Source organism: Pseudoalteromonas sp. T1lg48, assembly GCF_002964785.1.
Classification (GTDB): Bacteria; Pseudomonadota; Gammaproteobacteria; order Enterobacterales; family Alteromonadaceae; genus Pseudoalteromonas.
In genome coordinates this window covers 335460-356497 of the sequence record NZ_PQCC01000001.1, presented here as the reverse complement: position 1 = coordinate 356497, position 21038 = coordinate 335460, and the positions used below count along the sequence as shown (strand labels likewise).

Sequence of the window (21038 nt, the reverse complement as noted above, 5' to 3'; positions counted from 1 at the left end):
TTTGCGATTTTCTGACAACTGTATATACTCACAGTTAAATGTACTGTATGGAAAACCAGTTGTATGCGCCCTTTAACTAAACGCCAATCGCAAATTTTAGAGCTGATCAAAGTCTTTATTAAAGATACCGGCATGCCGCCGACGCGCGCCGAAATTGCACAAACGCTGGGCTTTCGCAGTGCCAATGCCGCCGAGGAGCACCTGAAGGCGCTGGCCAAGAAAGGGGTGATCAAGATGAAACCCGGCGCCAGCCGCGGTATTCAGCTGGTTGAGGAAGAAGAGCCGGAGCAATTAGGTTTACCCCTGATTGGTCGCGTTGCCGCCGGTGAGCCCATTTTGGCCCAGGAACATATTGAGAGTCACTGCCAAATCGACCCTACGCTATTTAAGCCTGCGGCGGATTATCTGCTGCGCGTAAACGGCATGAGTATGAAGGATATCGGTATTCTTGATGGCGACCTGCTGGCGGTACACCGTGCTCAGGTGGCCGAGAACGGTCAGGTGGTGGTGGCCCGTGTCGGTGAAGACGTGACGGTAAAACGTTTGGAAAAGGCCGGTCGCAAGGTGTTACTGCACGCTGAGAACGACGAGTTTGCCCCCATCGAAGTCGATTTAGAACATGAATCCTTTAATATTGAGGGTTTAGCGGTTGGTGTAATTCGAAACGCCGACTGGATGTAGGTTTTACCCCATTTTTAGCCCCCGATAGGCCGTTTATTGGGGGTTTTACGGCGCTTTTCTCCTTTCTTTCCTTACGCGCTAACAGTTTGAATATCCCCCAAATATTTATTTAAAAAAGAAAAACTAAAACGCTTCATTTCTTGCTATTCACTCAATTCTTGACTAATTGGTTATATTACAGGCTTTGCTGGTTGCTTTTTACGCACTTTGTTTGCAGTAAATTGAATCGGCCAGTCCAAGCATAATAATAACGAAGAATGGCTAGCAGTAATTGCCTCTTCCCTTTTTGCGTTGCGCGTAGTTAAGGAGATGGTACATGAAGCAGCTTTGCTCCCTCATGTTGCTGTGTCTGTTTGTTCCCCAGTTGGCCTTTGCTAACAGCAAGTACAACTTGCGCCCCGGGGTGACGGATATCAGTGAGAATGTTTACCAGTTGCATATGACGATATTTATCATCTGTTGTGTAATTGGGGTGATCGTATTCTCGGTCATGTTTTGGGCCTTGCTCAGGCACCGAAAATCCAAGGGCGCTACCGCCGCCACCTTCCATGAAAGCACCAAGGTCGAAATTCTTTGGACCGCGATCCCATTTTTAATTCTTATCGGCATGGCGGTGCCCGCGACCAAAACCCTGATTGCCATGGAAGACACCTCCAAGGCGGATGTCACCATTAAGATCACCGGCTCGCAGTGGAAGTGGCATTATGAATACATGGGCCATGATCTGGGCTTTTATTCGCTGCTGGCCACGCCCCAGGGGCAAATTAAAAACGCAGAAGCTAAGGGCGAAAACTACCTGTTGGAGGTGGATAAACCCTTGGTGATCCCCACAGGCAAAAAAGTGCGGTTCCTGATGACCTCGGACGATGTCATCCACTCCTGGTGGGTGCCGGACTTCGCGGTGAAAAAAGACGCCAACCCGGGCTTTATCAACGAGGCCTGGACCAAGGTTAACGAAGCGGGTATCTATCGCGGCCAATGTGCCGAGCTGTGTGGTCAGGACCACGGCTTTATGCCCGTGGTGGTTGAAGCGAAATCCCCTGAGGAGTTCGATACCTGGCTGGCGGAGCAAAAACAAGCGATGTTGGACCAGGCCGATGCCGATGCTGCCTTGCTCGACCAAACCCTGTCTCATGAGGAGCTCATGAGCACTGGTGAGCAGGTGTATATGACCCGCTGCGTAGCCTGTCACCAACCGACGGGTCTCGGCGTTCCCGGAGTATTCCCGGCTATCAAGGGCAGCCCAATCGCGACCGGCGAAATCAAAGACCACATCGATATCGTGGTACACGGTAAACCGGGTACGGCCATGCAGGCGTTTGTTAGCCAGCTCACTATTAAAGAGCTCGCGTCCGTTGTTACTTACCAGCGTAATGCCTTTGGTAATGACACCGGCGATACGGTGCAACCGAGTGCGATCCAGGCCTTTATTGATGGGGAAGAACAATGAGTACAGCAGCTGCAACACACGAACATCACGGGCCTGCGACCGGCATTAAACGCTGGCTCTTTACCACTAATCATAAAGACATAGGCACGCTTTACCTGCTGTTTTCCTTGCTGATGTTTTTAACCGGCGGCGCCATGGCCATGGTCATTCGCGCCGAGCTATTCCAGCCGGGATTACAATTGGTTGACCCGCATTTCTTTAATCAGATGACCACGGTGCATGGCTTGATCATGGTTTTCGGTGCGGTGATGCCGGCCTTTACCGGCCTGGCCAACTGGATGATCCCCATGATGATCGGGGCGCCGGACATGGCCTTGCCGCGCATGAACAACTGGAGCTTCTGGATCCTGCCCTTTGCCTTTGCCATCTTGCTGATGTCGCTGTTTATGGATGGGGGCGGCCCGGCCTTCGGCTGGACCTTCTATGCGCCGCTGTCGACCACCTACAGTAATGACAACACCGCGCTGTTCGTGTTTGCCATCCATATCATGGGCGCCAGCTCCATCATGGGGGCGATTAACGTCATAGTGACTATTGTCAACCTGCGGGCGCCGGGCATGAAGTGGATGAAACTGCCGCTGTTTGTGTGGACCTGGCTGATCACCGCCTTCCTGCTGATTGCGGTGATGCCGGTGCTGGCGGGGGCAGTGACCATGGTACTGACGGATAAATACTTCGGCACCGACTTCTTTAACGCCGCCGGTGGTGGCGATCCCGTGATGTTCCAGCACATTTTCTGGTTCTTCGGTCACCCCGAGGTGTACATCATGATCTTGCCGGCATTCGGTATTATCTCCACCATAGTGCCCACCTTCTCGCGCAAAAAACTCTTTGGCTACTCCTCCATGGTGTATGCCACCGCGTCCATCGCCTTGCTGTCCTTTGTGGTCTGGGCGCACCATATGTTTACCACCGGCATGCCGCTGGCCGGTGAGCTTTTCTTCATGTACTCCACCATGCTGATATCCGTGCCCACCGGGGTGAAGGTGTTCAACTGGGTGGCGACCATGTGGCGCGGCTCCATCAGTTTTGAAGCGCCCATGATGTTTGCCATCGCCTTTATCGTGCTCTTTACCCTGGGTGGCTTCTCCGGCCTGATGCTGGCGATTACGCCGGTGGACTTCCAATACCATGATACCTACTTCGTGGTGGCGCATTTCCACTATGTGTTGGTTACCGGGGCGGTGTTCTCCATTATGGCCGCGGCCTATTACTGGCTGCCGAAATGGACCGGGCATATGTACAGCACCACGCTGGCGAAGTGGCACTTCTGGATGTCGCTCATCAGCGTCAATGTGCTCTTCTTCCCCATGCACTTTGTCGGCCTGGCGGGCATGCCTCGTCGTATCCCCGACTATGCGCTGCAGTTTGCCGACTTTAACGCCATTATCAGTATCGGCGGCTTTGCCTTTGGTCTGTCGCAGCTGCTGTTTGTGGCCGTGGTGTTTAAGTGCATTAAGGCCGGTGAAAAAGCACCCGCTAAGGTGTGGGACGGAGCCGAGGGCTTAGAGTGGCAAGTAGCCTCACCGGCGCCGTATCACACCTTTGAGACGCCGCCCGAGGTGAAATAAATGAACCATATGCCGCTGTTAAGAAAGCTGCTGTTAACTACCCTGGCCATGTTTGCCTTCGCCTTTGCGCTGGTGCCCTTGTATGACGTGTTCTGCGATGTCACCGGCCTCAATGGCAAGCCCTCCATGGAGCAGGCGCAGCAAAGCCAAAGTGTGGATAACAGTCGCGAGGTGACGGTGAGCTTTACCACCCATGCCCAAAGCGGCGCGCCCTTTAAGGTCAGCGCCCGGCAGCAGGCGGTGGTGGTCAAGCCCGGCGAGATGAGTGTGGTGACCTTTGCGGCGGCCAATACCAGCGATCAAGCCCGGGTGATGCAGGCCATTCCGTCTGTCTCTCCGGGGTTGGCGGCAAAATACCTGCATAAACTGGCGTGCTTTTGCTTTGACCAGCAAACCCTGCAGGCCAACGAACAACAAGAATATCAATTAAGGTTTTATGTCGATCCGGCGTTACCCCCCGAATACGAGGAGCTAACGTTGTCATATACGCTTTTTGATATCAGCGCCAAGCATCCCGAGTCGTTAGTGGCGTCGGCGCGATAACCCAAATGAGGCATGAATATGAGTGAACAGTATGAAAAGTACTATGTGCCGGCGCAAAGCCCCTGGCCGATAGTCGGCGCGGTGGCATTGTTTTTTATCGCCGCCGGCGCGGGGTTAACCGTGATGCAAATGGAGCAGGAAAGCAGCCATGGTCAGTACCTGTTATTTTTGGGTATTGCCGTGTTGCTCTATATGCTGGTGGGCTGGTTTCGTAATGTCATCAGCGAATCCCATGGCGGTCTTTATTCGATGCAGATGGACCGCTCCTTTAGACAGGGCATGAGCTGGTTTATCTTCTCCGAGGTGATGTTCTTTGCCGCCTTCTTTGGTGCCTTGTTTTACGCCCGCATGCTGGCGGTGCCCTGGCTCGGTGGTGATGGCAACAATGTGATGACGGGTGAAGTGTTATGGCCCGAGTTTACCGCCGTCTGGCCGCTGGAAAACACCCCAGGTGGCACCACCACTCAGGCCATGGGCTGGCAGGGGCTGCCCCTGATCAACACCATTATCCTTTTGGTGTCCTCGGTGACCTTGCAGTTTGCCCACACCGCCATAGAAAAAGACCAGCGTAAGCCACTGACCCTCTTCCTGCTGTTGACCATAGTTCTTGGTGCCTGCTTTCTGGGCCTGCAAGCCTATGAATATGTGCATGCCTATCAGGATTTAGGTCTGAAGCTGGATTCCGGCATATACGGCAACACCTTTTTCTTGCTCACCGGTTTCCACGGCCTGCATGTGACCTTGGGGGCCATCATGCTCACCGTGGTCTTTATTCGCGTATTGAAGGGTCACTTTAGTAGCGAAAAGCATTTCGCCTTTCAAGCGGCGGCCTGGTACTGGCACTTTGTAGATGTGGTGTGGCTGTGCCTGTTTGTATTTGTGTATGTGTTGTGATCGGTGATGGATTAAAGCGCAGCAGACCAAACTGCTGCGCCAGCAAAATAATGATGAGTACCAGGATGCACAGGGCGACGCGCTTGCCCAAATAGCGCGACATAGGCACCTTGTTATCGGATTTTATCATCGCCAGTAAGGCACGGAAAAGGGTGTAAATGACGAGCAACAACAGCGCAATAATTATAATTTTAATAAGCACGGTACGGATACTCCGAGGTTGGTGGTTGAGTGTTTACAGGTAAGCTTAGCGCAATTTTATGGACTGGGTTGGTTATCCTTGCGGTAACTGTTTGTACTCGCTTGGGTTTTTGGCAGCTTGAACGGGCGGAACAAAAGCAGGAGCGACAACAGCTGCTGGATTCCTGGTCGGCACAGGGGGTCATGCCTTTAACCAAGGCGCTGCGTTATATCGAAAGCGAAGACGCCACCGGTTTGCAGGTAGGCTTCGATGCCAAGCTGCAGCGTGAATACTGGCTGCTGGACAATCAGGTGTATCAGGGCCGGGTCGGCTACGATCTGCTGGCACTGGCCTTGCCTCCGAGCTCCAGCCACTGGCTGGTGGTCAATCTGGGCTTTGTGCAGGCGCCAAGTGCGCGCAGTGAGCTCCCCGCCATTGAACTGCCAGCGCAGATCACCCTGCGCCAGGCGCTGGTCAAAGAAGGGCCGCTGGCGCAGTTTACCCTGAGCGACAGCCAGGCGGAGCAGGGTTGGCCTAAACGCATTCAACAGATTGCCATCACCCAGATGAGCGAGCAAACCCGCAAACCCATTCACCCTTTTATGGTCTATGCCCAGCACCAAGTCGAGGGCATAGGCGCCATCCCCCATTATCAGCCGGTCACCATGTCGGCGGATAAACACAGGGCTTACGCCTGGCAGTGGTTTTTAATCGCCCTGGCGGCCCTGGTGATTGCCGTAAGTGCCTATTGGCGAGCAAGGAGAACGCATGCAGCTACCTAAACCCCTTCTGTTATTTATCGGCTGCTTTTTGCTGCCCATTGTGGCCGCCGTGGCGGTTTTGTATTCCGGCTGGTTGCCCGGCCATCAGAGCAATCAAGGCCGACTGATGAGCGAGCAGGTGGAGCTGAGCGACTGGCAGCAATACCCGCCGTCGCCCTGGACCATCGCCCTGGTCAATACCGACCCCTGTCAGGGCTGCGTGCAGCAATGGCAAGACTTGCAGTCCCTGTATGTAGCCCTGGGTAAAAATCAGGATAAGGTGCGTATTGCCGTGTTAGGGAAGGAGGCCCCCAAGGTGGGCACCATGCCCAGCATTCATATCAGCAGGGCACCGGCGCAGTTGAACGCCGGTAGCCTGTATTTAATCGATCACCATGGTTTGGTGGTCCTGGAGTATGACTATGCTCCGCAAGCCGACGCCAACCGCTTGGTACACAAGGGGTTGTTGAAGGACTTAAAAAAACTACTCAATTATGCGCGCAGCAGTTAAAGAGGCCAGTATGACAAAAAACTATAAATTTCTGGTGTTAAGTACGGCGTTATTGGCCGTATTGGTGGTGGGTCTGGGTGCTTATACCCGTTTGAGCGATGCCGGGCTGGGGTGTCCGGATTGGCCCGGCTGTTATGGCTTTTTAACCGTGCCCGATAAGGCCCATGAAATCGCCGCGGTGCAGGAAAACTTTCCCGGCATGGAGGTGGATCAGGGGAAGGCGCTCAAGGAAATGGTGCATCGCTACTTTGCTGGCACTCTGGGGCTGTTGATCCTCGCCATTGCCATGTATGCCTGGCGTCATGGCAAACGCATCCATATGCCGGTACGTTTGCCCACGGTGCTGTTGCTCTTGGTGATCTTTCAGGCCATGTTGGGCATGTGGACGGTGACCATGAACCTGCAGCCCCTGGTGGTGATGGGCCACCTGCTCGGTGGCTTTTCCATCGCCAGTCTGCTGTGGCTCTTGTATTTACGTTACTACAGTCGCCCCGTGCCCGGCGGCGATGCCGGTGCTAAGGCGCTGCAGGGCTGGAGCATGGCAGCCCTGTGCATGGTAATAGTGCAGATTGCCCTGGGAGGCTGGTTGGCGGCCAACTATGCCGCCGCTCACTGTGTTGGTTTTCCGCTGTGCGAAGGCAGCGAGGCGTTCTCCCTGGCCGAGGTGTTCCACTTGCCTATGGAGCACGCAAATTACGAGTATGGGGTGCTCTCCTACGAGTCGCGCATGTCCATTCATCTGCTGCACCGCTTTGGCGCCTTGATGACCCTGCTGATTGTCGGCACCGCCATGTGGCGGGTGTTTAAGGGTGCCTATTCGCGCACCATTAAAAATGCGGCGCTGGCGGTGTGCGCCGTTTTGGCAACACAGATCACTCTCGGGGTTGCCCTGATTTATATGCAGATCCCTTTGTTGTTGGCGTTGGCCCATAATCTGATGGCCTTGCTGCTACTGCTCACCCTGGTGCGGTTGTGCTATTTACAAAAACGAAAATGTTAGGCGCGAAGGAGAAGAATCATGAGTAAAGCTATAACCTTAACGAGCTCTCTGTCGCACTGTGCAAGCTGGCGCGACTACCTGGCCATGTGCAAAGGCAAGGTGGTGCTGATGCTGGTGCTGACCGCCTGGGTCGGCCTGGCTCTGGCGCCGGATATGGGTCGCTCCTGGGAGCTGCAGCTGATCAGTCTGCTGGGCATTGGCCTGTTATCGGCGGCGGCGGCGGTGATCAACCATATTGTCGACCGTGAAATCGACTCCAAGATGGCGCGCACCCGTCACCGCCCGGTGGCGGTGGGTAAGGTTAGTGAGGGACGGGGCTTTGCTTTTGCCGCACTGCTTGGCGGAGTCGGCTTTGTCGCCTTGGTCGGCGCCGCCAACTGGCTGACCGCGCTGTTGACGCTGCTGGCCTTGGTGGGCTATGCGGTGGTCTACACCCTGTTTCTTAAGCGGGCAACGCCGCAAAACATTGTGATTGGCGGTTTGGCTGGCGCCATGCCGCCGTTATTGGGCTGGGTCAGTGAAACCGGGCAGTTGGCCGCTGCGCCTTGGCTTTTGGTGATGATCATCTTTGCCTGGACGCCGCCGCACTTTTGGGCCCTGGCCATAGCCCGCGAAGCGGACTATCGGCGCGCCAATATTCCCATGCTGCCGGTCACCCATGGTATCGATTTTTGTAAGACCTGTGTGCTCGGTTACACCGTGCTGCTGGCCCTGGTGTGTGTGCTGCCGTATCTGATCGGCATGTCCGGACTCTTTTATTTGCTGGCGGCGTCGGCCCTTAACCTGATGTTTATCGCTTATGCCTGGCGTTTAAAGCGCGAACCCCAGCATCAATCGGCCATGCGTGTTTTTAAGTTCTCTATCCTGCATTTAATGTTACTCTTTGTCGCATTATTTATTGATAAGTGGGTATTTTATGTCGCTTAAAGGGTGGCTTATTGGGGCGCTGGCGGCATTGGCGCTGGGTTGCTCCAAGCCGGAATTGCAGGTGGAGGCCTTGGTGTATGACCAGGCCCGGGTGATTAATGCCTTTAGTTTGGAAGACCAGCATGGTCAGCCCGTGGGTGTGGCTGACCTCCAGGGGCAGTGGGATCTGCTGTTTTTAGGCTATACCAGCTGCCCCGACGTATGCCCGATGACGTTGGCGAAACTGCGTCAGGTCGACACGCAAGTAAATCGCAATGACCTGAGTGTGTGGTTTATATCGGTGGACCCAGAGCGCGATACTGCCGCCAAACGCCGCCAATACATCACCTACTTTAACCCCCAATATAAGGCCGTTTCGGCCCCTCACAAGGATCTTTACCCCTTTGTGCAAAACCTCGGGCTGATGTATGCAATTAGCGAGCAGCAAGAAGGGGATTATCTGGTGGATCACAGTGCGTCCGTGGTGCTGGTGGACCCGCATGGGAAGATCCGTGCCATCTTTAAGCCGGAATTTGTTGCCGGCTCGGTACCGACCATCAATACCGAGGTCATGGCACGCGAGCTAAAGGCGATTATTGACTATTACCCCGGTTAGTCTTGGTGTCACTGGGTGATCACCCAGGGTTGGGAGAACCACAAATAGCGCCCCGATTTTTGCTGCGAGGGAGCCGTGCAATTATAGCGGGCACGGCCAGGTTTTAAATCCTGTTTGGCCTGCACCGTGACGCGATTGCCGTCTAACCAGGTCAGCTCGGCTCGGCCCTGGCCGGATACATAACAAGCAAACTGATTACTATGGAAGCCCTTTTCGGAAAATTCCAGGGTGACCTTGGGGCGCTGCTCGGCGGTCACCGTATCGCTGTAGTCGAGCTTAGCCAGGGCAAAGGGCAGGGAGTCGAGCTTGGTCGCCAGGGTTTCCAGGTCAGCATAAAAACCCGAAGCGGGAAAGCGCGGCAGGCGGGTAAAATCATTGTTCGGGCCAAGGGCGCCCGAGTGCTGGCCTATGCCGACATAACCCAACTCTTTCACCAGCCCTTGCAGCGCTTTATCGAACTCGCCATAGGGGTAAGCCAGGTATTTCAGGCTGTAGCCAATTTCTTCTTCGATACGCTTTTCGGCGCCGGTGAGGTCGTTTTTAATGCGACTACGCCATTGCTCCTCGCTTTCTCCTTCTAGGCGATGATGGAGATAATCATGGCGGCTGCTGTGATTGGCAATAAGGGCGCCCTGCTTGCTGAGTTCCTTGAGTTGCGCCCAGCTCATCACATAGCCCTGCTGTTCATCGATCAGGGCCGGATTAACAAAGATGGTGTAGGGATAATTAAATTCCGCCAGTATGGGGGCGGCCTGCTCGATATTATTGTCGTAGCCGTCATCAAAGGTGATGGCCACGGTTTTATCGTCAAACGTTTGTCCTTGCTGCAAGCCACTGAGGAGTGTATCCAGGGCCACCACCTTATAGTCGTGTTGCTGCAAATACTGTAAATGGGCGCGGAAGGTGTCGGCTTCGACACTGGTGACCTTGGGCAGGGTTTTACTGACGTGATGATACTGTAAAATAACCGCTGCCTGCGCAGAGGCGCCAAACAGGGCGCATAAAGAGAAGAATAAATGGGACAATTTTCTATACATAACAACACTCACCATAAAAGCTTATTGCTGCTTGCCGGGCCCATGATTCTATCGAATATCACTGTGCCTTTGCTAGGCCTGGTTGATACCGCGGTCATCGGCCACCTTGGGAGCGCCCATTATTTAGCAGGAATTGCCCTGGGCGCAACGGTTATTTCAATGCTGTTCTGGCTGGCTGGCTTTTTACGCATGAGCACCACCGGGCTTATCGCCGCCGCCTTTGGCGCCGAAGACAAGCAAGAGCTGGTGCAGGCGCTGCAAAAAAGCCTGCTGCTGGCGCTGGCGGTGGCGCTGCTTCTCCTGCTGCTGCAAAAACCCCTGGGGGTGCTGATGGCAGTGTTGGCCGATGCCTCGGAGCAGACCATGGAGCAGGCCTTTAATTATTTTTATATTCGTATTTATAGCGCCCCAGCGGCCTTGGCGAACCTGGTGCTGCTGGGTTGGATGCTCGGCGTGCAATACGGGCGCGGGCCATTTTTACTGGTGCTGCTCACCAATGTCGTTAACATCGCCCTGGATATTCTCTTTGTGGTCGGCTTTGGCTGGGGCGTTAAGGGGGCGGCGCTGGCCTCGGTGATCGCCGATTATTGTGCCCTGGCCTTTGCCCTGTGGTTGGTGTCGCGATTGTTTGCCAAGCTGCATCTGCGCTGGTGTTGGTCCTTTGGTGCCCGCTTGTTACAACTCGGTGCCTTGTTGCGCCTCAATGGCGATATTTTCCTGCGCTCCTTAATGCTGCAGCTGTGTTTTAGCTTTATGACCTTTTACGGTGCTCGCTTAGGGGATGTGGTCTTGGCCGCCAATGCGGTGCTGATGAACTTTCTGCTGTTGATCAGCTTCGCCATGGATGGCATTGCCTATGCCGCCGAGGCCAAGGTTGGGCAGGCGCGCGGCGCAAAATGTGTACGCCGCATTAAATTGTGGGTAAGTATTAGCTTACAGTGGGGGGCTTTATTTGCACTGATTTATGCCCTGGGCTTCTATGTTTTTGGGGAGCAGGTGATCCGTTTGCTGACCGATGTGCCCGAGGTCAATAGTCTGGCCATCGCCTATTTGCCCTGGCTGGTCCTGATGCCGCTTATCGCCATGGCCTGTTTTTTATTCGACGGTATTTTTGTTGGTCTGATGCGCGCCAAGGATATGCGCAATACCATGATGCTTGCCGCCGCGGTGGGCTTTTTTGGTGTTTTTGTATTAACCCAAGGCTGGGGCAATCACGCCCTGTGGGCGGCCATGACCGCCTTTATGGCACTGCGCGGCATTAGCCTGGCGGTGCGTTATCGTCAGTTGGTAAAGGCGGATGCGTTGCTGCAATAACCTGAGCGAAACGATTGGCAAAAATGCCGAGATACCCCCAGATAGCGAAAAATAACGCCACCGCGAGGAATAGCAGGCCGGGAATTTGCCACCAGGGCTGATAATAGTAGCCCAGCGCAATAAAGGCGACGGCAACGGTGAACAGCCCGAGACCGGTAAGAAAGCGTTTGAGGCTGCGCTTGGGCTCTGAGCCCAAGCGATAAATCAGCGCCGCAAACTTAGTAGTAGGAGTGGTCGCCACGGTTGTGTTCGGTGATATCACGGACGCCGGTGATTTCGCTGAATTTAGCGATCATTTCCTTCTCGATACCTTCTTTAAGGGTGACATCGATCATGGAACAACCATTACAGCCGCCACCAAACTGCAGCACGGCAATGCCCTCTGCAGTGATCTCGACCAATTGCACCTGACCGCCGTGGTTGGCAAGCTGAGGGTTAACCTCGGTTTGCAGCATGTGCTCAACCTGCTCTTCCAGCGAGGCATCGCTAGATAGCTTACGGGCCTTGGCATTAGGTGCCTTAAGGGTCAATTGCGTGCCCATTTTATCGGTGACGAAATCGATTTCCGCTTCTTCAAGAAAAGGCGCACTTTCTTTGTCTACTACCGCATCAAAACCGTTGAAGTTAAGACGAATATCATCTTCTTCAACCGCATCGGCCGGGCAGTATGACACGCCACATTCGGCCTGAGAGGTGCCAGGGTTGACAACGAATACACGGATGTTGGTGCCATCTGCTTGTTCTGAAAGCAGTTTTGCAAAGTGACTTTGCGCGGTTTCTGAAATTGTGATCATAGTAACAACACTATACTTGACTGTTTTACTCGGTTAATGGCTATGATACTCCGCTCGTCGCGTTGTCGCCAGTGTTGAACGTAAAAAGTTGGCTTAATTTTAAGCCGATGGTAGCGTGAGATTATGGTTTTTTAAATTCACTGTTATCCGTATGCGTCGAATTCTATTTTTATTATTCACGGTCTTTGCCTCTTCCCTGGCCGCACAGCCGCTGAGCTATTATTTTGGTGACGAAGTTAAATTTGATCCCAAGGTGCCGACCCCGGCATCGGTGTTAGGTTACGAGGTTGGTCAATGGCATGTGCGCCACGACCAGCTGGTTTATTATATGCGTGAGCTGGCCGAGCACAGCGACCGCGTGCAGATACAAACCATTGGCTACACCCATGAGCAGCGCCCTTTGGTGATGCTGACCATAGCCGCGCCTGAGCGCTTGGCTAACATTGAGCAGGTGCGTCAGGCACACCTGGCCCGGGTGACGGGTGAAAGCAATGAATCATCAAAAACCGCTCCAGCGATTATGTACATGGGGTACAGCGTCCATGGCAATGAACCCTCGGGCAGTAACGCCGCGTTGTTAGTGGCTTATTATCTGGCCGCAGCGCACGATCAGCGCGTTGAGCGCCTGTTGCAGGAAACCGTGATCCTGATCGACCCCTCGTTAAACCCTGACGGGCTGGCGCGTTTTGCCAATTGGGCCAATTCTAACCGTGCCATGGTGCCGAGCGCCGATCCCAATACCCGTGAGCACAATGAGAACTGGCCAAGCAGCCGTACCAACCATTATTGGTTCGATCTCAACCGCGACTGGTTATTGCTGCAACACCCGGAATCGCGCGCGCGTATCGCCCAGTTCCATGCCTGGCAGCCGAATGTATTGACCGACTTTCATGAGATGGGTCCCAACAGCACCTTCTTCTTCCAGCCAGGCATTCCGACCCGTAAAAACCCGCTTACGCCGGATAAAAACGTCGATCTGACCAAGGCCATAGCCGAACACCACGCCCGTATTCTCGACAGCCACGATCGCCTGTACTTTACCGAGGAAGCTTTCGATGACTTTTATGTGGGTAAGGGTTCGACCTACCCGGATGTAAACGGTAGCGTCGGTATCCTTTTCGAGCAGGGCAGTAGTCGGGGTCATGTACAGGACACCATTAATGGTCGTTTGGAATTTCCATTTACCATTAAAAATCAGCTGCTAACGAATTTCTCTACCTTTGACGCCGTGTTGGAAAAGCGTCAGCAATTGCTCGACTATCAAGAAGACTTTTTCAAGCAGGCGACTAAGCTGGCAGACAAGGATAAGGTAAAGGGCTATGTGGTTAGCGCACCTAAAGATCCGACGCGCCTGCGCAGCTTCCTGTCGATTTTGGCGCAACATCAGATAGAGGCCTTTGCCTTGCAAAAAGATGCGACGTTAGACAAGCAGCGTTTCAGTGCTCAAAACAGCTACTTTGTGCCTTTATCGCAGCGCCAGTACCGCTTGATCAAAGCCATTTTTAGCGAGCAGCAGAACTTTGTCGACAACACCTTTTATGATGTCTCCGGCTGGACCTTGGCCCATGCCTTTAACCTAGATTTTAAGGCGCTCGATAGCGTCTGGGGTTTGGATGTGGCGGCGCAACCCTGGTCACCACGCAGCAGTGCGTCGCAACAGGAGTTACAGCCTCATTATGCCTTTGCCTTTGAGTGGTTCGATTATCACGCCCCTAAACTGCTAACCAAGCTGTTGCAGCAGGGCATTGAGGCACGCGTTGCCCTGGCGCCCTTTACCGCCAGCAGCGACGGCGAAAACCGTGAGCTGGCCGCCGGTTCCATAGTGGTAGCCGCCGGTCTGCAGCAGCGCGACGATTGGTTAGCGGTGTTAAACCAAGTCAGCGCCGAGTTTGATATTGATGTGTACGGCATCGATTCCGGCTTGACCAGTCGTGGCGTCGACTTAGGTTCGCGCCAGTTAGCGCCGGTTAAACTGCCCAAGGTGTTACTGGTCGGTGGTCAGCAGAGCAGCCAGTATGAAGTGGGTGAGCTTTGGTACTACCTTGACCGCCATGTGGGCTTAACGCCGAGTATTATCGAGGCCGATGAACTGACCAAGGTCGATCTGAATGACTACACCCATATCGTTTTTGCCAACGGCCGTTACGGTAGTTTGGAAAAGTCGTTCAAAGCGGAGCTGCACACCTGGGTGCGCCAAGGCGGCGTGGTTTGGGGTCATAAGGGCGGAGCGCAGTTTTTGGCCGATGAGCAGATGTTAAAGGCCAGCTATTTGTCACGTAAGGATATGGCCGCGGCGTTTTCCACCGAGGGTCTGCATTATGGCGACAGAGATATGTTAGCGGGCAAGCAGCGTATCGCCGGCGCTATCTTCAATACCAAGATCGATTTGAGTCACCCGCTTAGTTATTCATTAACTCGGGACCAATTGCCGGTGTTTAAAAACAGCACCTTCTTGCTCGAGCAAATGCCCGTGCCCTTTGTTAATGTAGCGACCTATACGGAAAAACCCTTGCTTGCCGGTTTTACTCATGAGCAAAATCTGGCGCAAATCGCCAATGGCGGCGCCATTTTAGCTCATAGCTATGGTCGCGGTACCGTGGTGGCCATGACCGACAACCCGGTATTCCGAGGCTTCTGGTATGGTACCAGCCGTATTTTCAGTAATGCCTTATTCTTTGGCGCGCATATAGACGCTAGCGCCGAGTAACCTTTACTCCCCTTAGTAACATGACTCTCCTAAGCAAAAGCCGGCGTTTAGTCGGCTTTTTTATGTCTTAGCGGTCAGGCAAACGACCCAGGCCGACACCGAGCGGGCCCCCGCCGCTTTTAGCAGCTTGGCGGCGCTATCCAGGGTTGCCCCCGTGGTCAGCACATCATCCACCAAAGCGATATCAAGATTGTGCACATTGGCGTGCACACTAAAGGCATTGGTGAGGTTTTTACGTCTTTGCCGCGCGCCGAGCCTGGCCTGAGTCCGGGTGCTGTGGCGCCGCCGTAATAGGTTGGCGGCAAATAACTGCTGTGGCAGGGCATCTTGCCACAAGCGCACCACCTGATTGAACCCCCGCCAAATCAGCCGCGAGGGTGCCAGGGGGATGGGCGCGACTAGCTGTGGCCAGTGCCAGTCGGGCTGGTTGGCCAAGCGCGCAAAGTGATGTGTCAGTAAGCTGGACAATGCCACTTGGCGATACATGCGTTGTTGATATTTGTATTGTTTTAACCAGGTAGACAGGGGTGGGCGATACCAGTCCAGGGCCTGCAAGCCATCGATATAACGCAGGGGAAATTGCCGTTGAATATCGGCACGCATCAGCAAATTTTCCTGCAAGGCACCGTTGATACCGGTAAATGCGCTGATGCAGTGTGCACACACTTGCTGCCCGGCGTTTAGGGGTTGAGCGCAGAGCTGGCAGTATTGCGGGAACAGCCAGGCACAGGCTTTTGTGAGTGCGTCCATTGCATAAGCCTTTATTCGCGTTAATAATGCAGGTGTCGGCGCGTGATAAGCGTCAGGGCTTTAGTAATAGTGGATGCGGAACAGGTTAAATGCAAAAACAACTGGTGTTGCTTCATGGTTGGGGTATGAATCGTGAGGTATGGGAGTTGATTCGCCCAGAGCTTAATTTTATTTTTGACGGCGATGTGCGGGCTCTCGATCTGCCCGGCTATGGTCATGCTCAGCCGGCTGAGAGCGAAGGGTTTCACTCGGATCTGCCGACCATGGCCAAGCAATTGGCGGATCAACTTCAAGACGGCTCCATCATTGCCGGTTGGTCTCTTGGTGGTCTGGTTGCCTTGTATCTGGCGCACTTTTATCCGCACAAGGTCAGCAAGGTGATCTTGGTCGCCTCAACGCCATTTTTTAGCCAAAGCCCAAACTGGCCGGGGATAAAAAACTCGGTGCTGGAGCAGTTTAATCAACAGTTAATTGAAAACAGCAGTAAAACCATAGAGCGCTTTCTTGCCATTCAGGCCATGGGCAGCGAGTCCGCACGCCAAGATATTAAACAGCTCAGGGCTTTGATCCAGCAGGCTCCCAGTACCTCGGAGCAGGTGCTTAAACAGGGCTTGGAAATTCTCGAATATCAGGATTTGAGACAAGAATTTGCGCACCTTAAGCAGCCCATAGGCGCCATCTTCGGGCGCTTAGATGCCCTTGTGCCTTATAAAGCCATTGAGCAGATGCAGAGATTACGGCCGCATTTGGAGATTGAGGTACTGGATAAGGCTTCGCATGCACCGTTTATTTCCCACAAAGACGAGTTTGTTGCGGCCTTAAAAGCCATGCTTTAGTCGGGTTTTAATAGAGTGTTTTTTGCGCAATAATAACTAGAAGTTTAATAGGCTTGCCTCGGAGAGCACCAATGTCGGTAGCAATGGTTTTTAATGTGGGAGTGGATGGTTTTGTGCGCGCACAACAGGACGCGACCCAGGCCAGTGCCAATATCAATCGTGCCACCACGGCGCAGTTGGACACTCAGCAAGTGCAACTGGGGCGTCAACTTCAGGGAGCGAGCAATGGTGAGGCGCTGATTGCCCCGGTGGCCGAAACGCCACGTGTCGAGCAGGAGTTGGTGAATTTACAGGTTGCCCAGTTGCAGGCCAAGGCCAGCGCTCGGGTTATTGCCAGTGCCGATGATCTTTTGGGCACCCTTATCGATATTCGTGCTTAGCACCCTAGCTCAATAAGCATAAAAAAACGCAGCCTTGGCTGCGTTTTTTTGTTGCCGTAGGGCGTTATTTTTTCAGTTTGGCAAAGGCTTCGGCAAAGGCGTTACCCATGGCGGCATTGCCCTGGTCCTTATTGCGGCTGCGATTATTACCCTTATTGTTTGTTGGTGCTCCCTTCTTCGTCGCTGGCTTCGAGGCGCTCTTGGCACCCGCGCCTGCACCCGCGCTTGCACCCGCAGCAGGCAGCTCGTCATTTAGACGCATGGTAAAGCTGATGCGCTTACGGGCGCTATCGACTTCCAACACCTTGACCTTAACGATATCGCCGGCCTTCACCACCTCGCGCGGATCGCTAATAAACTTGTCGGTCAGTGCCGAGATGTGTACTAAGCCGTCTTGATGCACGCCGACATCGACAAAGGCACCAAAGTTGGCGACGTTAGACACCACACCCTCGAGAACCATACCCGGTTTGAGATCATTAATGGTCTCCACCCCGGCTTTAAACGCCGCGGTTTTAAACTCTGGACGCGGATCGCGGCCCGGCTTATGCAGTTCGCTGATGATATCGGTGACCGTGGGCAGACCGAATTGCTCATCTGTGTAGTCAGCGGCATTCAGACCTTTTAGCACTTCGGCATTACCGATCAAATGGGCGATATCCTGATCGTTGGCGGCACAAATATTCTTAACCAAGGGATAGGCTTCCGGGTGAACCGCAGAGGCATCCAGGGGATCGGCGCCACCGACGATGCGTAAGAAGCCGGCGCTTTGTTCAAATGCTTTTGGCCCCAAACGCTCAACCTTTTTCAATTCGCTACGCTTGCTGAAGGCACCATTGTTATCGCGGTACTTAACGATATTCTGCGCCAGGGTTTTGTTTAAGCCGGAAACGCGTGTCAGCAGGGGCACCGAGGCGGTATTTACGTCGACACCCACGGCATTTACACAGTCTTCAACCACGGAAGTCAGGGTTTGTCCTAGCTGGCTTTGCGAGACATCGTGTTGGTATTGACCCACACCGATGGATTTTGGCTCGATTTTTACCAGTTCGGCGAGGGGATCCTGCAGGCGACGGGCGATCGACACGGCACCGCGCAGGGAAACGTCGAGATCCGGGAATTCTTGAGCGGCGAACTCGGACGCCGAATACACGGAGGCACCGGCTTCGCTGACCATGATCTTGCTTAATTTCAACTCCGGAGCCGCTTTAATCAGTTCGGCAACCAGTTTATCGCTTTCGCGACTGGCGGTGCCGTTACCGACGGCGATCAGTTGTACCTTGTGCTGACGGCATAGTTGCTCCAGCGTACGCAATGACTTATCCCACTGATTTTGCGGAGCATGAGGGAAAATGGTGGCGGTGGCCAGGAGTTTGCCCGTGCTATCGACCACGGCAATTTTACAGCCGGTACGAAGACCCGGATCCAGGCCCAGGGTGACCTTGGCGCCTGCCGGGGCCGCCATAAGCAGGTCTTTAAGGTTTTTGGCGAACACATCGATAGCGCCGGTTTCGGCCTGTTCGCGCATATTGGCAAGAAACTCATTTTCCAGATGTAACGCCAGCTTCACCTTCCAGGTCCATTGGGCTACCTGTGCCAGCCATTTGCTCGCCGCTTTCCCTTCGATGGCGAGATCGAAATGACGGGCGATCATGTTGACGCACAGGGCATGACCGTCTTCGCTTTGCGCATCCGGATTAATGCTTAGGGCCAACACTCCCTCGTTACGGGCACGTAACATGGCCAAGGCGCGATGTGATGGGATGCTGGCAATGGCTTCGCTGTGCTCAAAGTAATCCTGATACTTGGCGCCGGCTTTTTCCTGACCGGCGATCACGGTACTGCTAATATGGCCATGTTGCTTGATATGGCTGCGTAGTTTAGCCAACAGTTTGGCATCTTCGGCGAAGCGCTCCATCAGGATATAGCGGGCTCCTTCGAGGGCCGCTTTGCTGTCGGCCACGCCTTTATCGGCGTCGACGAAACGAGCGGCTTCGCTTTCCGGATCTAAATTGGCATCGTTTAGCAGCGCGTCGGCGAGGGGCTCAAGGCCGGCTTCAATGGCTATCTGGCCTTTAGTGCGACGCTTGGGTTTATAAGGCAGATACAGGTCTTCAAGTTCTGTTTTGGTTGCCGCAGCGGCAATATCGGCGGCTAGTTGCGGCGTTAACTTATCTTGTTCGCTAATGGTTTTAATGATGAATTGGCGGCGCTCTTCGAGTTCGCGCAGATAACCTAAACGTTGCTCTAGGGTGCGCAGTTGGGTGTCGTCCAGGCCACCGGTTACTTCTTTACGGTAACGGGCAATAAATGGCACCGTAGCGCCTTCATCTAAAAGCTTAGTTGCTGCTAGCACTTGCTGTTCTTGCGCTTGTAATTCCTGCGCCAGAATCGTGGTGAGATTAGCCATTAATAACCTTATATCTTGGTGCCCAAAGCAGGGCTAATACGAGTAAAATTAACTGGATAATATCACAGCTTGTCACGAACGACAGGGCAAATTTGTCGTTCGTGACCCGCATCTTAAGTGCCTTAAAACGGCTTGTTAGTGAGGGTGTTCTACGCTGGCAACCACGTCCTGAAATGACTGTGCGACCGGGGTAATATCCAAGCCCATATTCAGGGTTTTGGCGATTTTACGGGCGCAGAGAATACCGCGGATTTGCTCATTCTCGGTCACCAACAGGTAGAAACTGCCGGTTCGCTCCATGGTGCTCAGGACGTTTCCTAACGAGGTATTGCGCACCGCCAACATGGTGATGCATGGCAGTACATGCAGGGAGCGCATTACATCATGGACCATCAGCTCACTGGGCTTAAGACCAAGTTGCAGGGCCTGAGTAGTCACGCGAATACTTTGTAGCTCGACGCTGGAAGTGACCCCGATCACCTGGCCCTGCTCATTGAGCACCATCAGGGCATCGGTGGGAGTGTTACTGGCCAATTTACGCGCCGCCAAAAGCGGGGTGTTAGCCTGCACACAAATGGGGCTTTGCAAGGTGAAGTCCTGCAATAAGCTCAATGCGCCACTGTTGGCGTCTAGCTGTAAGTGTGGTTCGTTAGCGGTCGCTAATTGCGCCCCCTCTACGATATGATGAGTACGTAGTGTATTAAAATTAGTCATGATCTTTCTCCAAAAAATTGCAAATAAAACAGTTTCTTAAGAGAAGTAAGGGGGGGCTCTTTGTTGTGCTACTGTGAGCACGCGGCGGTTAAGCGGTGCGTTAGGCACTGTTAAAACTGACGTGTTAACTAACGCGTGCTGCTTAATCGAGGGTGCTAACGGGTGCTCAGGGTCGTGATCATTATCGCTATCATGATTGATAGTTTGTACCGGATCGACACTAATGGTCAGGCTATACTGGTCACTGGTATTGGCGGCTGAGGTAAAGAGGTGTTGGCTTGCAAGGAGGCCGGCTAGGGCGAAAAGCGCAAACACAAAAAGCAGGTTGTACTTCAAGTTGTACTTTTGCATACCATCACCTGCCTATAAAATTACCACATAGGTTAAATATGACCCTGTTTAAATGAACGAAAACTGAACATTATTTATGAAAACGAAATTAATCACCCGTCGTGGCTACCAACAACTACAAAGCGAACTCGATCATTTATGGCGCACTGAACGCCCCGAAGTGACTAAAAAAGTGGCCTGGGCGGCGAGCCTCGGAGACCGCTCGGAGAATGCCGATTACCAGTACAATAAGAAGCGGCTACGTGAAATTGACCGACGAGTCAGATACCTACGTAAACGCCTGGATGAGCTTAGGGTGGTGGATTACAGTCCTCAGCAAGAGGGCAAGGTGTTTTTTGGTGCCTATGTCGAGGTTGAAGACGAGCAGGGTAACGTGCTGGTATTTCAAATCGTCGGCCCCGATGAAATTTATGACAATAAAGAGGTTATTTCCATCGACGCTCCCATGGCCCGCGCCTTATTGCAAAAAGAGGTCGATGACGAGGCCTGGGTGAATACGCCTAATGGTCGAAAGTTGTGGTATATCAATAGTATTCGTTATCAGCAGGGGGATGAGTAAGGCGGAAAACAAATGTAACAATGTTATTAGCCTTGAGCGTTTCCCAACTCGGGTATTTCGCATATAGTTAAG

Annotated in this window: 23 protein-coding genes; 15 read left to right on the top strand and 8 right to left on the bottom strand. The window is 53.5% G+C overall.

Features of this window, described 5'->3' with window-relative positions; all coding sequences use genetic code 11:
- Window positions 1–63 precede the first annotated feature (63 nt).
- The 5 genes from lexA (at window position 64) to C2M29_RS01745 (ending at window position 5139) form a co-directional block, all read left to right on the top strand.
- Window positions 64–681 carry a transcriptional repressor LexA gene (lexA, locus tag C2M29_RS01765; RefSeq protein ID WP_105188079.1) on the top strand — a complete coding sequence of 206 codons (618 nt, stop codon included), beginning with the start codon at window positions 64–66 and terminating at the stop codon, window positions 679–681.
- Between the two features lie 316 nt (window positions 682–997).
- Complete coding sequence (gene coxB, locus C2M29_RS01760; protein WP_105188078.1) at window positions 998–2131, top strand: cytochrome c oxidase subunit II; 1134 nt, start codon at window positions 998–1000, stop codon at window positions 2129–2131.
- On the top strand, window positions 2128–3702 hold the full coding sequence (gene ctaD, locus C2M29_RS01755) for a cytochrome c oxidase subunit I (RefSeq protein ID WP_105188077.1): 1575 nt from the start codon (window positions 2128–2130) through the stop codon (window positions 3700–3702). The genes coxB and ctaD overlap by 4 nt, the downstream gene beginning before the upstream one ends.
- Complete coding sequence (locus tag C2M29_RS01750) at window positions 3703–4245, top strand: cytochrome c oxidase assembly protein (RefSeq protein ID WP_105188076.1); 543 nt, start codon at window positions 3703–3705, stop codon at window positions 4243–4245.
- 18 nt (window positions 4246–4263) lie between these two features.
- A complete protein-coding gene (locus tag C2M29_RS01745; protein ID WP_105188075.1) occupies window positions 4264–5139 on the top strand; it encodes a cytochrome c oxidase subunit 3 in 876 nt (291 codons plus the stop codon).
- Here C2M29_RS01745 and C2M29_RS01740 read toward each other — a convergent pair.
- Entirely contained in the window at window positions 5039–5341 is a 303-nt protein-coding gene (locus C2M29_RS01740) for a DUF2909 family protein (protein ID WP_105188074.1), read from the bottom strand. The genes C2M29_RS01745 and C2M29_RS01740 overlap by 101 nt on opposite strands.
- A 29-nt stretch (window positions 5342–5370) precedes the next feature.
- Here C2M29_RS01740 and C2M29_RS01735 point away from each other — a divergent pair, with 29 nt between their 5' ends.
- From C2M29_RS01735 to C2M29_RS01715, 5 genes are read left to right on the top strand one after another with little or no spacing between them, the layout of a single operon-like run.
- Window positions 5371–6102, top strand: coding sequence for an SURF1 family protein (locus tag C2M29_RS01735; protein WP_105188073.1), 732 nt, complete (start codon window positions 5371–5373; stop codon window positions 6100–6102).
- A complete protein-coding gene (locus C2M29_RS01730) occupies window positions 6089–6592 on the top strand; it encodes a transmembrane cytochrome oxidase associated protein (protein ID WP_105188072.1) in 504 nt (167 codons plus the stop codon). Before C2M29_RS01735 ends, C2M29_RS01730 begins: the two co-directional genes overlap by 14 nt.
- A gap of 10 nt (window positions 6593–6602) precedes the next feature.
- Window positions 6603–7592, top strand: a complete 990-nt coding sequence (locus tag C2M29_RS01725; protein ID WP_105188108.1) for a COX15/CtaA family protein — start codon at window positions 6603–6605, stop codon at window positions 7590–7592.
- 18 nt (window positions 7593–7610) lie between these two features.
- Window positions 7611–8519, top strand: coding sequence for a heme o synthase (gene cyoE, locus C2M29_RS01720; protein WP_105188071.1), 909 nt, complete (start codon window positions 7611–7613; stop codon window positions 8517–8519).
- Entirely contained in the window at window positions 8509–9114 is a 606-nt protein-coding gene (locus C2M29_RS01715; protein WP_105188070.1) for an SCO family protein, read from the top strand. Before cyoE ends, C2M29_RS01715 begins: the two co-directional genes overlap by 11 nt.
- 8 nt (window positions 9115–9122) lie before the next feature.
- Here the strand turns inward: C2M29_RS01715 and C2M29_RS01710 are convergent, their stop codons facing one another.
- A complete protein-coding gene (locus C2M29_RS01710; protein WP_105188069.1) occupies window positions 9123–10151 on the bottom strand; it encodes a polysaccharide deacetylase family protein in 1029 nt (342 codons plus the stop codon).
- On the opposite strand from C2M29_RS01710, the gene dinF reads away from it, so the two are divergent.
- Window positions 10131–11465, top strand: coding sequence for an MATE family efflux transporter DinF (gene dinF / locus C2M29_RS01705; protein ID WP_105188068.1), 1335 nt, complete (start codon window positions 10131–10133; stop codon window positions 11463–11465). The genes C2M29_RS01710 and dinF overlap by 21 nt on opposite strands.
- Here the strand turns inward: dinF and C2M29_RS01700 are convergent.
- Entirely contained in the window at window positions 11410–11706 is a 297-nt protein-coding gene (locus C2M29_RS01700) for a hypothetical protein (RefSeq protein WP_233998322.1), read from the bottom strand. The two genes, dinF and C2M29_RS01700, sit on opposite strands and share 56 nt — an antisense overlap.
- Window positions 11684–12259: a Fe-S biogenesis protein NfuA gene (gene nfuA, locus C2M29_RS01695; protein WP_105188067.1), complete on the bottom strand. Its 576-nt coding sequence runs from the start codon at window positions 12257–12259 to the stop codon at window positions 11684–11686. The genes C2M29_RS01700 and nfuA overlap by 23 nt, the downstream gene beginning before the upstream one ends.
- Before the next feature lie 151 nt (window positions 12260–12410).
- Here nfuA and C2M29_RS01690 point away from each other — a divergent pair, with 151 nt between their 5' ends.
- The gene (locus C2M29_RS01690) at window positions 12411–14966 is read left to right on the top strand and encodes a M14 metallopeptidase family protein (RefSeq protein ID WP_105188066.1); all 2556 of its coding nucleotides are present in this window, start codon (window positions 12411–12413) and stop codon (window positions 14964–14966) included.
- Window positions 14967–15026: 60 nt separating this feature from the next.
- Here C2M29_RS01690 and C2M29_RS01685 read toward each other — a convergent pair whose 3' ends face one another.
- Window positions 15027–15716 (bottom strand): ComF family protein, encoded by a 690-nt coding sequence (locus tag C2M29_RS01685; RefSeq protein ID WP_105188065.1) that lies wholly within the window; start codon window positions 15714–15716, stop codon window positions 15027–15029.
- An 89-nt stretch (window positions 15717–15805) separates the two neighbouring features.
- Here C2M29_RS01685 and bioH point away from each other — a divergent pair, with 89 nt between their 5' ends.
- The gene (gene bioH / locus C2M29_RS01680) at window positions 15806–16552 is read left to right on the top strand and encodes a pimeloyl-ACP methyl ester esterase BioH (protein WP_105188064.1); all 747 of its coding nucleotides are present in this window, start codon (window positions 15806–15808) and stop codon (window positions 16550–16552) included.
- Window positions 16553–16623: 71 nt separating this feature from the next.
- Window positions 16624–16932, top strand: a complete 309-nt coding sequence (locus tag C2M29_RS01675) for a hypothetical protein (protein ID WP_105188063.1) — start codon at window positions 16624–16626, stop codon at window positions 16930–16932.
- A gap of 64 nt (window positions 16933–16996) precedes the next feature.
- Here the strand turns inward: C2M29_RS01675 and C2M29_RS01670 are convergent, their stop codons facing one another.
- From C2M29_RS01670 to C2M29_RS01660, 3 genes are all read right to left on the bottom strand, one after another.
- A complete protein-coding gene (locus tag C2M29_RS01670) occupies window positions 16997–19342 on the bottom strand; it encodes a Tex family protein (RefSeq protein ID WP_105188062.1) in 2346 nt (781 codons plus the stop codon).
- A gap of 135 nt (window positions 19343–19477) precedes the next feature.
- Window positions 19478–20056: a CBS domain-containing protein gene (locus C2M29_RS01665; protein ID WP_105188061.1), complete on the bottom strand. Its 579-nt coding sequence runs from the start codon at window positions 20054–20056 to the stop codon at window positions 19478–19480.
- Between the two features lie 36 nt (window positions 20057–20092).
- Window positions 20093–20407, bottom strand: coding sequence for a hypothetical protein (locus C2M29_RS01660; RefSeq protein ID WP_105188060.1), 315 nt, complete (start codon window positions 20405–20407; stop codon window positions 20093–20095).
- Between the two features lie 76 nt (window positions 20408–20483).
- Between C2M29_RS01660 and greB the strand changes: the two genes are divergently transcribed.
- A complete protein-coding gene (gene greB, locus C2M29_RS01655; protein ID WP_105188059.1) occupies window positions 20484–20966 on the top strand; it encodes a transcription elongation factor GreB in 483 nt (160 codons plus the stop codon).
- Window positions 20967–21038 lie beyond the last annotated feature (72 nt).